15 protein-coding genes and 1 pseudogene are annotated in these 12,117 nt (G+C 60.3%); 8 read left to right on the top strand and 8 right to left on the bottom strand.

Annotation, left to right across the window (positions count from 1 at the left end):
• The 4 genes and pseudogenes from H926_RS34425 to H926_RS0101850 all read right to left on the bottom strand — a co-directional run.
• A pseudogene (locus tag H926_RS34425) lies at positions 1–449 on the bottom strand (TolC family protein); the annotation flags it as partial.
• Positions 450–858: 409 nt separating this feature from the next.
• Entirely contained in the window at positions 859–1,026 is a 168-nt protein-coding gene (locus H926_RS32920; RefSeq protein ID WP_022674779.1) for a hypothetical protein, read from the bottom strand.
• Between the two features lie 163 nt (positions 1,027–1,189).
• On the bottom strand, positions 1,190–1,987 hold the full coding sequence (locus H926_RS31445; protein WP_022674780.1) for a DUF3703 domain-containing protein: 798 nt from the start codon (positions 1,985–1,987) through the stop codon (positions 1,190–1,192).
• A complete protein-coding gene (locus H926_RS0101850) occupies positions 1,984–2,610 on the bottom strand; it encodes a cation transporter (RefSeq protein WP_022674781.1) in 627 nt (208 codons plus the stop codon). Before H926_RS0101850 ends, H926_RS31445 begins: the two co-directional genes overlap by 4 nt.
• Positions 2,611–2,693: 83 nt before the next feature.
• On the opposite strand from H926_RS0101850, the gene H926_RS0101855 reads away from it, so the two are divergent.
• On the top strand, positions 2,694–3,089 hold the full coding sequence (locus H926_RS0101855; RefSeq protein WP_022674782.1) for a helix-turn-helix domain-containing protein: 396 nt from the start codon (positions 2,694–2,696) through the stop codon (positions 3,087–3,089).
• A gap of 161 nt (positions 3,090–3,250) precedes the next feature.
• Complete coding sequence (locus H926_RS25135) at positions 3,251–3,808, top strand: superoxide dismutase (RefSeq protein ID WP_022674783.1); 558 nt, start codon at positions 3,251–3,253, stop codon at positions 3,806–3,808.
• Positions 3,809–3,826: 18 nt separating this feature from the next.
• On the opposite strand, the gene H926_RS0101865 is transcribed toward H926_RS25135, so the two are convergent.
• The 3 genes from H926_RS0101865 to H926_RS0101875 all read right to left on the bottom strand — a co-directional run bounded on the left by H926_RS0101865 (position 3,827) and on the right by H926_RS0101875 (position 6,080).
• Positions 3,827–5,113 (bottom strand): SulP family inorganic anion transporter, encoded by a 1,287-nt coding sequence (locus tag H926_RS0101865; RefSeq protein ID WP_022674784.1) that lies wholly within the window; start codon positions 5,111–5,113, stop codon positions 3,827–3,829.
• A 335-nt stretch (positions 5,114–5,448) separates the two neighbouring features.
• Positions 5,449–5,838, bottom strand: a complete 390-nt coding sequence (locus H926_RS0101870) for a type II toxin-antitoxin system VapC family toxin (protein WP_022674785.1) — start codon at positions 5,836–5,838, stop codon at positions 5,449–5,451.
• Positions 5,835–6,080: an AbrB/MazE/SpoVT family DNA-binding domain-containing protein gene (locus H926_RS0101875; RefSeq protein WP_022674786.1), complete on the bottom strand. Its 246-nt coding sequence runs from the start codon at positions 6,078–6,080 to the stop codon at positions 5,835–5,837. Before H926_RS0101875 ends, H926_RS0101870 begins: the two co-directional genes overlap by 4 nt.
• A gap of 343 nt (positions 6,081–6,423) precedes the next feature.
• Here H926_RS0101875 and H926_RS0101880 point away from each other — a divergent pair, with 343 nt between their 5' ends.
• The 6 genes from H926_RS0101880 to H926_RS25140 all read left to right on the top strand — a co-directional run bounded on the left by H926_RS0101880 (position 6,424) and on the right by H926_RS25140 (position 11,317).
• Positions 6,424–7,008 (top strand): recombinase family protein, encoded by a 585-nt coding sequence (locus H926_RS0101880; protein ID WP_022674787.1) that lies wholly within the window; start codon positions 6,424–6,426, stop codon positions 7,006–7,008.
• A 212-nt stretch (positions 7,009–7,220) separates the two neighbouring features.
• Positions 7,221–7,595, top strand: a complete 375-nt coding sequence (locus H926_RS32180; RefSeq protein WP_148291604.1) for a helix-turn-helix domain-containing protein — start codon at positions 7,221–7,223, stop codon at positions 7,593–7,595.
• Complete coding sequence (locus tag H926_RS0101885; protein WP_022674788.1) at positions 7,585–7,815, top strand: hypothetical protein; 231 nt, start codon at positions 7,585–7,587, stop codon at positions 7,813–7,815. Before H926_RS32180 ends, H926_RS0101885 begins: the two co-directional genes overlap by 11 nt.
• Before the next feature lie 70 nt (positions 7,816–7,885).
• A complete protein-coding gene (locus tag H926_RS0101890) occupies positions 7,886–9,079 on the top strand; it encodes a hypothetical protein (protein ID WP_148291605.1) in 1,194 nt (397 codons plus the stop codon).
• 195 nt (positions 9,080–9,274) lie between these two features.
• A complete protein-coding gene (locus H926_RS0101895; RefSeq protein WP_022674790.1) occupies positions 9,275–10,456 on the top strand; it encodes a DNA cytosine methyltransferase in 1,182 nt (393 codons plus the stop codon).
• A gap of 3 nt (positions 10,457–10,459) precedes the next feature.
• A complete protein-coding gene (locus H926_RS25140) occupies positions 10,460–11,317 on the top strand; it encodes an Eco29kI family restriction endonuclease (protein ID WP_022674791.1) in 858 nt (285 codons plus the stop codon).
• 509 nt (positions 11,318–11,826) lie between these two features.
• Here the strand turns inward: H926_RS25140 and H926_RS34430 are convergent.
• A partial coding sequence (locus tag H926_RS34430; protein WP_028657452.1) for a hypothetical protein occupies positions 11,827–12,117 on the bottom strand: 291 nt, incomplete at its 5' end.

Below are 12,117 nucleotides of genomic sequence, written 5' to 3' on the forward strand. Positions count from 1 at the left end.
ACGATTTTTGCAACAGAGCCAAGTTGCGTAACCTGAAACCGCACATCCGCAGCTATGATTGCGGATTGGATCTCCGTGCGAGTTAACTGGGCTGTAGCGACAGCAACGCGAGCGCTGCGTTTGCCGCCAAGTTCAATCGGAACCGCGAAGCCAACCGTGGTTTCCGCGCTGCGTGCGCCCCGGAAAGGTCCCGAACCGATAACGTTTTCGACCTGACCTTGAACCACAGGGTTGGGCCGCAAGCCGGCAACGGTGCGACCCGCGCGCGCTGCCTCGACCGCCGCACTGGCTGCTTTCGTAGCGGGTGCGGATCCGCCAGCTGCACTGACTGCCTGGTCAAGCGTGTAAACTGGAGAATCTTGCGAAACGGGTGCGATCGGTCCGACCTGTGCATGGGTGATCGAGGCACATGAAGCGGCTAGTAAGAAAGTCGGAAAAATCTTATGCATCGAGATGGTACTCCGTCATAAAGATTGGCCTGCATGGGTGATCAATCGGCAAGTCGGACGATTGACCTTTGCCAGCGCGTCTTGTCTTCGGAGTGGGATACGCCCTGCGCAGAGGGAGAGACCCGGAGTTAGCCGCAACAGTCCGGGCTGTGATCAGCCGGATAGTATCGGCAAGTGGGTGCTCGATTTCGCTATCGCTTATAATGGGGGAGGCAGCCAGCGCTGGCGGGGCAGCGACCAGCATCGCGGCCCGGGTGGGGACGCACAAAAACAATTGCATGGAAAAACTCCTGAACACAGGTGCAAACGGCACACAGGCGCAATGGCCCGAGTGCACTGGGCGACTGGGTTCAGGCTGACGGTGGTTGAAGGGGAGGCGCTTGAGCGAACGAGCTCAGAACGGAGGTGCTCAAGGCTGAATGCGAGGTATCGCCGCCCAGTGGCAGACCAAAATCACTTGCCCCTTCGCTGGCAAGTCCGATGCTGCAATGATGATGAACCAGCCCATGACATAAGCCACCGTCATCGCTGGAACCGCTCCCGTGCCCGTCTCTGTTTGCATGATCAGCATGAGCATCCAGCATCATGACGCTGTCGTATCCGCTCGTACCATGCGCTGCAGCCGGCGATTCAACGCCGCCAAAGGCAAGGCCGATAGCCAGCCATAACAGGAGGAACATCGCACGCACGCTAGTGACCTACTCGTTCTGACCGGAAACAGCAACCGTGATCGCTTAAGGTCATTCGCCGATCCCGTCTTGCAAGAGCTCCAGAAGATCAGGCGGAATTGGCATCGGTTGAAAGGCACTCACCGTCGACCGCCCGGTATTTCCGATCGGCAACTTTCCCGTCAGCGCGCCGATCGGTGCCAGAAGCAGTCGGAAGATCTGGCCAAGTGCTTCGCTCCAATCGCGCTGCCGTATGGCAAAGGCCAGCATTGCGCCGTGACTGGCGAGATGGAGGCCCCAAAAGGGCTGCGCAATAATGTGCACCCGTTCGAGATGGCGCCAGGCAAGGTCATGATTACCTAAAGCTTCAGCTGACCGATATGCCGCCATTTCGGCCGCGATTACCCGCCGCGCGCTTAGGCTTTTGGCCAGCTCCCGCCAACGTCGCTGCCGGTGCCAATAAAAGATCTTCGCGAACGACCAGATAAGCGGGGTCAATAACCCGGCGGACACCTCAACCTCGTCGGTGTAATGTGTCCCCCCGCTCCGATCCGGAGCAACCGTAATCCAATGGTCCCACCTTGTGATCAGGTGACTATAGCCGTCGTCGCGCAGTCGCTTCGGCCATTCGGTGCCGGCAGCTTCGTGCTGGGACGTCACGATCCACTGTGTCCCGAACGGAATGATGCCAAGGAGGCGGAGCTTGACCTCATTGCGCTCGCCAGGCCGAAACCTGTCGAACGCCGCTTCACCGACCGGAACAAAATGCACCAGCGGCCAAGCGATATGCTGCAGTAAGCGCGCAGTCTGTACCTCGGCCCACACGGTTTCCGGCTTGAGCCCAATATGCGTCGAACGCGAAATCTTCATGCCGCAACGCTCCGCAATTCAAGCCGCGCCTGCTGGACGATCTGAATGCCGCCGCTGATCCCGAGCACCGCCAAGATCGCTGCAACAATAAGGTCGGGCCAGGCGGTCCCGGTGCCGAACACGCCGAGCGCAGCAGTCATTACGGCAATATTGCCGATCGCGTCATTGCGCGAGCATATCCAGACCGAGCGCATGTTCGCATCGCCAGTACGAAAGCTGTAGAGCATGATGGCGACGCCAGCATTGGCTGCGAGCCCGAGCAGTCCGATGACTCCCATCAGTTCAGGTTCGGGTGCAGCGCCCCCGAGCGCCGCCAGAACCGCGGTGATCGTGACCCAACCGCCCAGTCCGATGAGGGTGATCCCCTTGGCCAGCGCCGCCCGCGCGCGCCATGTCAACGCCATTCCGGCGACAAGCAGGCTGATCGCATAGTTGGCGGCGTCGCCCAGAAAATCGAGTGCATCAGCCTGTAACGCGCGGCTGTCAGCAGCGGCTCCTGCTGCCATTTCCACCGCGAACATGCCGGCGTTCACGCCGAGCGCGATCCACAAAGCCCTGCGCCAGCGCGGGTCATTCAACGTGGCCGTCGTTCCGCACGCGGCCTTGCAGCAAACATCAGCCATCGTCCTGCCTTCTCGACAATCTTCGAGTCGGCAGCCTATCTACACCCTGTAGCAACTACAGGGTCAAGAGCGGAGGTGTGGCGATGAAGATTGGCGAACTTGCGAGCGCCACTGCGACAAAGGTCGAGACGGTGCGCTATTATGAAAAGATCGGGCTGCTGCCGCCACCCGCACGGACAAGTGCCAATTACCGCGCCTATGGGGATGATCATCTTGCGCGCCTGTCGTTCATCCGCCGCGCCCGCGATCTCGGTTTTACGCTTGAAGCGGTTCGCGAGCTGCTCACGTTGTCGGACGACAAGGCCCAATCCTGCGATGCGGTTGATGGGATTGCGCGCGTCCACCTTGCCGAAATCAACCGCAAGGTTGCCGATCTGACCGCGCTGCGCGGCGAGCTTGATCGGATCATCGGTTCCTGCCGTCACGGGACGGTGGCCGATTGCAAGATCATCGAAACCTTGGCCCCGCGCGGAAAGTAGCAAGCTTGATCAATCACCTGATCATCGATGCCTCCGATGTCAGTGCTCCGCATGATTTGGATTCGAAGCGACACACAAGGCTTGGAGCGCCTACAAGCGGAACGGCGGCATAGGAACAGGCGTGAGCGGCTGCCTTTGCGGGCAATCACCCGCCTAGGCCGTTGCGGTTCGATCCAGCGAAACTGAATGGTCTGTCCGAACGGCTCATTACCTCGCCCTGGGAGATCAATTACCAAGGCTCGGTGCGGGGCCTCAACACCATCGAAACGCGGCTGGCCGCCGCGATGGCAGATCCCGATTTTCCGACCGTCGTCTGTTCCGGATTAAAGCGCGAGGAGTCGCATCGCACGGGATCGGTCGTGCTCCACGAACTCTACTTTGATGGGCTGGGCGGAAACGGCAATCCGGGTGGATCGATCTACGAAGCGCTCGATAGCTGGTTCGGCAGCTTCGAGGCGTGGGAAGCGTGGTTCCGCCGGACAGCGATGTCACTGGCCGGAGGCTCTGGCTGGTGCGTGCTGACCCGGAACGCGCACACGCGCTCGCTCCACAACTACTGGGCCTGGGACCACATGCACAGCGCGGTGACGGGCGCGCCGCTGATCGCGCTCGATATGTATGAGCACAGCTATCACATGGACTACGGCGCCGCCGCCGCGCGCTATATCGATGCGTTCATGGCCAATCTGGATTGGGAAGTGATCGACGCTCGCTATTAGGCTGCAACTTCCTGAGGGTCATTTCTCGCGCTTGTCACCGCCCCAGCGAAATGGCGTATGCCAGCGCGGCGCTTCGATTTCGCCGCGCGACAGTCTGAGCGCAAGCCCGATCATCGTTCCCACTGCAATGGCGACAGTGAGGTCTGCCAGCACCGTAAGTGCGGCGGTTCCGATCAGCAAAGCCAAGTCCGCCTTGGGCAGACGCAACCGCTCGGGCCAGCGGTGCGGCTCGCTCATCGTCCAAGCCGTGACGATCAGCAAGGCGGCTAGCGCTGGCAGTGCGAGCGCATCTGCCAGTGGCGCGGCGACCAACAAGGCCAGAAGCACGACCAAGGCGTGGACCATACCGGCAACCGGTGTGCGCCCGCCTGCATTCACATTGGTCGCCGTCCGGGCGATCGCGCCGGTCGCGGGCAGGCCGCCAAACAGTGGCGAAGCGATGTTCGCGGCCCCTTGTGCGATTAACTCGGCATTGGAGCGATGAGCGCCGCCGATCATCCGGTCGGCAACGATTGCGGAAAGCAAGGATTCTATCCCTGAGAGAAACGCGATTGTGAGGGCGGAAGGAAACAACGCGATGAGCAGTTCCGCGCTGACATTCGGGAGCGAAGGCATCGGCAGGGCATCGGGAAGTGCGCCATATCTCGCGCTCACGGTCTCAACGGGCGCGAAGCCAAGCGCTGTCGCTATGCTGGCTAGAACCACGACCAGCACCAGCCACGGAATGCGTGGTGCGACACGACGCAGGACAAGGATCGCCGCAACCGCGCCCACTCCCCTCGCGACGCTAACGGGATCGATTGATTGGCGCATTGCCCATAGCCCTTCGAGCTTGGGCAGGAAATCTGCGGGCAACGCCGGACCCGTCATGCCTGCAAGATCCTTCAACTGGCTGACCGCGATGACCACCGCGATTCCCAAAGTAAAGCCCTCGATGACAGCTTCGGGAACGTGGCGGATAAGGCGACCTGCTCGGAGCAACCCTGCGATAAGCAGGATCAGCCCCGCAATCAGCGTAGCCAGCAACAATCCGTCATAGCCGTGTTCGTGGATCACGGCATAGACCACGACGATGAACGCGCCGGTCGGGCCGCCGATCTGAACTCGGCTTCCGCCGAGCGCCGAAATCAGAAAACCGGCGACCATTGCGGTGACCAAACCGGCGGCGGGTGGCGCGCCTGATGCAATGGCAATGGCGATGCTGAGCGGCAATGCAACAAGCGCTACGGTCACACCAGCCAACGCGTCGGCTCCGAACTGGCTCCATGAATAGTCTTGGATGGTAGTGAGTATCTTGGGCTTCACAGGTGCATGTTAGCCTTGATCGAAGAACGGGGCATCAGAAAACAGAGAGGACCACCTCGCAGTTGAGGTGTGATCGCTACCGGATCAACCGAAAGGGAGCCAAAGGACATGACCAGTCGAAGTTGGGAGCCAACGGCGACTAGGTTGGTGCTCGCGGCTTTTGATGCATGGACGCGGGTCTTCTTTTGGGCCTTGGCTGCCAAAGCCCCGATGTCCGACATGGGGTCGCTTTCAGAACTTCGGCTTTCGGCGAGGAACCCGCTGAATCTGCCCGGCAGGATTGTGGCGACAAAACACCAATGAGATGGCAACCGCCCTACCCTAGCCTCTAAAAATCATCGAATGGCAACGACCTTGGTTTTGACGGCATCGGCGACCGCCTTCCAGCTCTGATCACTGGTCCATGCCGGAAGACCGTCACGCTGCGCCAGCGCAAGGCAGAAGCGGTCGCCGAGCGATAGCCCGTGACCGGCAGTGACGGCGCGCAGCCGCCCGGCCATTTGCGCCAAGGCTTTATCGGTCGGCACGATCGTCATCGGCAACGGATCAAGCATAGCGTCGACCTCACGCTCAGGCATACCAAGATGGATGAAATGGGTGATCACCTCAGCATAGTTGATCGTGCAGATACGGGCGTCTGCTATCGCGGCGGCGACTTTGTCGGCACCCTTCTCGCCTTTCAGCATGGCAATGAGAGCGGAGGCGTCCAGTACGATCTCGCTCACTCTCCGCTGTCCTCTCGGCGCTTGGCCAGGAAAGCTTCGACCGTCGCGTCCGGATTTCCATCAGTGTACTGCTTCGCCAAAGCCTGAGCGCGGGCCACTGCTTGTGCCGCTGTTCGCAACACGAGACCATCAGGTGTCTCATCAATGTAGACTGCGCCGCCGCCCACAAGTCCGAGGCGCTTCCGGATGTCAGCCGGGAGACTCATCCGGCCATTGGGCGTGATATTGACTTGAACTGTCATGCGGGCTCCGACTGCACATATCTTGGCCGTGGGGCGTACTCTAGCCAGAGTGCTCCTGAAATTCAACACAATGCAAACTGAGACACAAACGATCAGATGGACCACATAATGGCCCGCATGTCGCAATCGTCGCAAAGCGTCTCAACGATACGTTGCTGCCAGTGCGGCCGCCCCTCGCAACAGCGATATTACCTTGTTGCGGCTTGTCCGGAAGGGATCGCTCACCGGACACTTTTGAGGGAGCGGAGGTCAGCCCCCCCTGCCCTCCGCAAATCCGGCTTGCCCGGTCTCTCATTAAGGTGGTACGCTTTATTTTCTCACACAGGGGCCTCATCCGTTACAAATGACCAACACCCTCATCGGATATGCCCGCTGCTCGACCGACAAGCAGGACCTCACCTCACAGCGCCGGGCTCTGATCGAACTCGGTGTGCCGGAGGACCGCATCTACACCGACCATGGCCTCACCGGCCGCAACCGCGATCGCCCCGGCCTCTCCCAGGCACTGGCCGCGGTCCGCGCCGGCGAGACGCTCGTCGTGCCCAAGCTGGATCGCCTCGCCCGTTCGGTGCCCGACGCGCGCGCTATCGCCGATGAGCTGGAGAAGCGCGGCGTCAGCCTCGCGCTCGGCAAGCAGGTCTACGACCCCAACGACCCCATGGGCCGGATGTTCTTCAACATCCTCGCCACTTTCGCCGAATTCGAGAGCGACCTCATCCGTCTACGCACCCGCGAGGGCATGAAGATCGCCCGGGACAAGGGCAAGCTCCGCGGCAAGCCGCCCAAGCTGTCCAACCTCCAGCAGCGCGAGCTCCTCAAGATGCACACCACCGGCGAATACTCGATCAGCGACCTCGGCAAGCTGTTCAAGGTCTCGCGGCCCACCGTGTATCGGACGATCCGGCGGAAGGCAGACGAACCGATTTGAGTTTCCAGCTTGGCGGGAGGTTATTGGCTGCGGTGTATCACGAACCCGATTTCTCAGACACGATAGCTGTTTCGTCGCACCTCTAACTAGAAAACGTGACAGGCGATCACGTCTCTGTTATTCGGAACATAAGAAGAACTTTTGGGCAAGGGTGGTCGGACCCGGCCTGCGACTCCATTCTTCGTTTGAGGTCAAAACAGAGGCCTATGGACATGAAGACCGTCAGTGCGAAGCTGCCACAAAAATTTATTGATGCACTCGATCAATGGCGCGAGGCTAACTCCGATCCGCGCCTTACACGGTCCGATGCTTTGGCCCACTTCGTAACCAAAGGCTTGGGTTTGGAGCCTCCAAGTCTCAGCAACCGGCCACACGTCGTTTCCAAGGAAGAAATCGAAGAACGCGGCGAATACTACTGTGAGCTCTACGCTGAACTGAAGAGCTTTGCGGCGGTCGCTCGTGAGGTCGGGTTTTCAGTCTCGACCGTCAGCAAGGTCATACGCCGCCATCAGCGGTCAGCCCTTTTGGCTTCACGATCGCAGGACTCAAAGCCTTACGGAGGTAACGGGAATGCACATGGCCTCTGATCTTCTAAACACCAAAGAAATGAAGGTGCTGCGCGGGCTCTGCTTGGGTGATGTCGAGGATGAGGCTCATTTCGCTGGTGTGGGACGAAAGACTTTCGACGGGCTGCTCGCCAAGGGCTGGATCGAACACGCCACGGACGAGACATATGGCACCATGGGATTTCAGATCACCCCCGCAGGCGAAGCGGCTTTAGAGTTGGGGCACGAGGCTGGCTTGTGATGGGCAGCTGCTCCGCTGGGGAACATGAACGAGGGCATCGCGCGAGGCGATGAGAGGTGAGGAGGCGCGCATGATCACCATCGAACCCGAGCTGCTAAAGTCGACCTGGCTGGCTCTCAGCGAACCGATGCCGAACCGAGGCGAATTCTCGTCCAAAGCAATCCTCGAGCAGGTTGCGGACGAAGGGTGGATGCATGGATATCAACTCGACGATCTCGTTCACGATAGCGAACCCCGCCTGGCGCGATCGGCTTCCCGCGTTGATCTCAGGGCACTGTCCGAGGCCATGGGCTATCGCTGGGTGTCCACCTATCGGCGTCCGAGGATGCGATCAAACAGCGCCGCCGGTACCCAGTCACTTAGTGCGATTGATGCCGCGGCCTTTCTGCTAGACCTGCAGACACTCGGTTTCGCCATTGATCCATGGCCACTCGTTGATCGCCTGCGACCCGCCATCACGCGGAAGAAGCGCGTCACCGACCCCGAGCTCCAGATATTCTGGGCTCCCAGAATGAAGGACCGAGGACACCTTGTCCTAGTGTCCGAGCAAGAATGGTACCGAGGAGAGTTCAACAAGGGAAAGCTTGCGAGCGGCCACCGATACGAGGTCTGGCTTGGTTCAGACGACGAAGTCTACAAGCTTGAAGTGAAGGCGCCGAAGTACCGTCAGGTCCGCGCGCCAGTTGAGACCACCTGCCCCGAGTGCGGGGACACATGGTATCGCGGCGATCCCGATTCCAGCGCGGCGCATCGACGCGAGCACAAGCGTCGGATGCATGTGCTCGACCCGAAGCCGCTGGCGGAAATGTTGTCAGAGCGGCTTACAACGAACGATCCCGAACTTGTCAGGTCGACGTCTTCCCAGTGGAAGCACTTCGAGATGTACGAGCGCGCTCGCGCGTTCCGCCGCGAGGAGGGGTACGACTTCGTGCAGTGGAATTCTCATGACGGCGATGACGATCCGCATGTCCACGGCTTCCTGATGAGCGACGCGGAGGGCCGCATTCTTGGCGCGATATCCTTTCGGTGGCGTGAGCCTCGGGACGAGCCCGCCTTCTGGGGTCTCCAGTGGGTCTGGATCGCGCCAAAGATGCGTCGGCGCGGCATCCTCTCCAGCCGTTGGGCCGTGTTTCGGGAGCGCTTTGGTGATTTCGTGGTGGAGTCACCGGTCTCCGAAACCATGCAAGCCTTCCTGGCCAAGCACGGCGACGCACACCTGATGAGCTGCCCATCTCAGCGAGCACTCAGACACACTTCGGTTTGAGCACAACATGAAGGGTGTCACAGACGCCTTTCCTTACTACCCGCTACTCACGTTTCATCGCACCATGGCTAGCGAAGACCTCGCCGCGATTGAACTGCGGAAACAAGGCTGAAAATCCTTGGTGATATGGGTACTCGGGGCTAGGAATGAGTACGGGATGAGGAAAACATCCTCGCAATTTCTGGATGATGCGCAATGAAAGCGATCGAACTGTTCGCAGGGGCTGGCGGTCTCGGCATTGGGATTGGGCGAGCGGGCTTCAAGCCTGAGCGGATTGTCGAATGGGAGCCCAATTGCCAGCGTACCCTTCTCGCCAATCGTCAAGCCAGTCAGGCTGACGCGAAACGTTGGCCGCTCGAAATCGAGCGTGACGTTCGCGACGCCGACTTCACAGTGCACGAGGGTAAGATCGAGCTGGTGTCCGGCGGCCCGCCTTGCCAGCCATTCTCGGTTGGTGGCCGACATCGCGCCCAAGCGGACCGGCGCGACATGTTCCCGGAGGCGGTTCGCGCAGTGCGCGAGGTGAAGCCGCGAGCCTTCATTTTCGAGAATGTCCGAGGCCTGACGCGGGCCCGCTTCAGCTCTTACTACGAATACATCAAGCTACAGATGCAGTACCCCGAGCTCGTCGCTTTGGAAGACGAGGACTGGTCGACGCATCTGCGCAGGCTCGAACGGCATCACACGAGTTCGCGGGCGGAGCGCGGCTTGGAATACCGGCTCGTCGCGGAAGTACTGAACGCGGCAGATTATGGCGTGCCACAGAAACGGCACCGTGTGTTCTTCGTAGGGTTCCGGAAGGATCAGGGGATCGAATGGTCCTTCCCTGAAGCGTCGCACTCACAGGAAGCCCTGCTGTGGGATCAGGCGCACGGGGATTACTTCGAACGACACCGCGTGCCCAAGGAGGAGCGGTGGTCTAACGCCGAGCGCGTCAGGGCCCGAGCGGAACGGCTGACCGAAAGACCCGCGGAGTTGCCCTGGCAGACCGTACGCGACGCCCTGTCAACCTTGCCCGACCCTGAGCACAACCCGGCCGAAGTTTCAGGCATCTCCGGCCACAGGTTCCAGCCCGGCGCCCGCAGCTATCCCGGCCACACGGGCAGCCCAATGGACGACGCCGCGAAGGCATTGAAGGCCGGCGTTCATGGCGTTCCCGGGGGAGAAAACATGCTTTCGCGACCCGATGGTTCGGTTCGTTATTTCACGGTCAGGGAAAGCGCGCGGCTCCAGACCTTTCCCGACACCTATCGAATCGAAGGGGTCTGGTCCGAGGCCATGCGGCAGCTTGGCAACGCGGTGCCGGTCACGCTTGCGGAACGGGTGGCGCGCAGTGTCGCCCTTGCGCTGAAAAGCGCGGACAGCACCAAGCAATAAGGCATGTCGCGGGATCCTTCAGTTACGAAGGCGAGCAAGATCCTCGCCGAAATCGAGGCGCTGCTTGCGGCCACCGAAGCTGAGGGGCTGACAGCCCCGGCGCGCAAGAAGCTGGTCGGTAGCGTCGACGCGATGCGGGATCGTCTTGAGCGCCTTACACGGAAGATCGATCCGAACGAATTACCCGATGCCTTTTTCGATCCGGCGGAACCGAGTCTCATCGGAAACTTCGTGGCGCTTGCGATGGTGGCCCAGGACCGCAAGCCACTCGGTGGCCTGACCCGCTTCTACGGGTCCGGCGTGTACGCAATCTATTACACTGGCCCGAACCCGCTTTATGCTCCGATCAGCGGGACCGAGACGCCGATCTATGTCGGCAAGGCCGATCCGAAGGGCAATCCCAAGACAGCGATCGATCAGGGTACGAAGCTTGCAGACCGCCTCAACGAGCATCGCCGCAATATCGAGAAGGTCGAAGGTATCGAGATCGAGGACTTCGAATGCAGGGCGCTCGCGGTGCAGACAGGCTATCAGACAGCCGCTGAAAGTCACCTGATCAGAATGTTCCGGCCGATCTGGAACAATGAGACGAACATCCTTTATGGGCTCGGGAAGCATGGCGATGATGCGACCACGCGGGCTAACAATAAGTCACCATTCGATACGGTTCACCCGGGCCGTAAATGGGCAGCTGGCAGCCCTGAAAATCAGACGGTCGCCGAGATCGAAGCGAAAGTGCGTGACCATTTTCGATCCGCGACTGTGTTCGGTGACCGGAACGCGGTGCTTCAAGCTTTCGTCGACAACATCAAGCGAGAAGATCGCTTTGACCGCGAGTCCGGCACGTCTGTCCGCGATTAGCTGGCCATGCTTGATACGGCTGCTTCCGTTTGCTGAGTTGAAGAGTTTTGTAAATTCGTCCTGACCTTCACATCATGCGGGCAACCTAGCGCACATCATCGCCAAGGCAGAACCGTCTTTGTTGCGAGCATCGCTTGAGCAAGGTCTCGACCATCTGAAAGCCTGCAACTGGCAACGACACGGCCGTAGCTCTGCCCGTCCGCTGAACATCGCATCGCTGGCGCCCGCACGATGATGTGACCACTGTCGCGCTGGCCCTTCGGTCCACCTAGCAAACGAACCAAGGCATCTCTGGCCGCCACTGCAGAGGACGACGGGCATGGGTGTCCTCGCGAGCAGGTCCCATCCATTTCGCGGGCTGCAATACCGGCGATCCGGATCTTCGGCCCCTCCTTGCACCAGATCGGGCCATCTCCGTCCCAGACGGCAACGGGCGTGCAGACAAAGGTTGCAGCTGAGACGAGCGCAAGAAGTCCCATTAGTCGTGTCCTGTGTTCGCGATGCTCAGGTCATGCCGCATCGCGGCCTTGCTGATCCCGATTGTCGTTGTCGGGTCGTGCCTTTCGCGATGCTCCCATGGAAAGAAACGCGCAAAACCGCTCCTCGTCCTCTGCCATCCTGTATTTCGGGTCATGGAGCAGGTCGGCCCGTAAGGCCTCAAGCTTTGCCTTCAGCTTCCCTGTTCGATCATCGCGATACAGCGCTTCTCTCGTTCCAAACCTGCGGAGCATGTGCCCGAAAGCGAGAAGCAGCTCGGGGTGTTGGTGGATGAGATGATGTGTCAACACCGGGATAAAAAC

The sequence above is a fragment of the Novosphingobium sp. B-7 genome, from assembly GCF_000410615.1.
Taxonomy (GTDB): Bacteria; Pseudomonadota; Alphaproteobacteria; order Sphingomonadales; family Sphingomonadaceae; genus Novosphingobium; species Novosphingobium capsulatum.

Coding starts and splice junctions, on each gene's coding strand:
- H926_RS32920 (WP_022674779.1), bottom strand. CDS start 1,026: ATGCTCATGCTGATCATGCAAACAGAGACGGGCACGGGAGCGGTTCCA.
- H926_RS31445 (WP_022674780.1), bottom strand. CDS start 1,987: ATGAAGATTTCGCGTTCGACGCATATTGGGCTCAAGCCGGAAACCGTG.
- H926_RS0101850 (WP_022674781.1), bottom strand. CDS start 2,610: ATGGCTGATGTTTGCTGCAAGGCCGCGTGCGGAACGACGGCCACGTTG.
- H926_RS0101855 (WP_022674782.1), top strand. CDS start 2,694: ATGAAGATTGGCGAACTTGCGAGCGCCACTGCGACAAAGGTCGAGACG.
- H926_RS0101875 (WP_022674786.1), bottom strand. CDS start 6,080: ATGACAGTTCAAGTCAATATCACGCCCAATGGCCGGATGAGTCTCCCG.
- H926_RS0101880 (WP_022674787.1), top strand. CDS start 6,424: ATGACCAACACCCTCATCGGATATGCCCGCTGCTCGACCGACAAGCAG.
- H926_RS32180 (WP_148291604.1), top strand. CDS start 7,221: ATGAAGACCGTCAGTGCGAAGCTGCCACAAAAATTTATTGATGCACTC.
- H926_RS0101885 (WP_022674788.1), top strand. CDS start 7,585: ATGGCCTCTGATCTTCTAAACACCAAAGAAATGAAGGTGCTGCGCGGG.
- H926_RS0101890 (WP_148291605.1), top strand. CDS start 7,886: ATGATCACCATCGAACCCGAGCTGCTAAAGTCGACCTGGCTGGCTCTC.
- H926_RS0101895 (WP_022674790.1), top strand. CDS start 9,275: ATGAAAGCGATCGAACTGTTCGCAGGGGCTGGCGGTCTCGGCATTGGG.
- H926_RS25140 (WP_022674791.1), top strand. CDS start 10,460: ATGTCGCGGGATCCTTCAGTTACGAAGGCGAGCAAGATCCTCGCCGAA.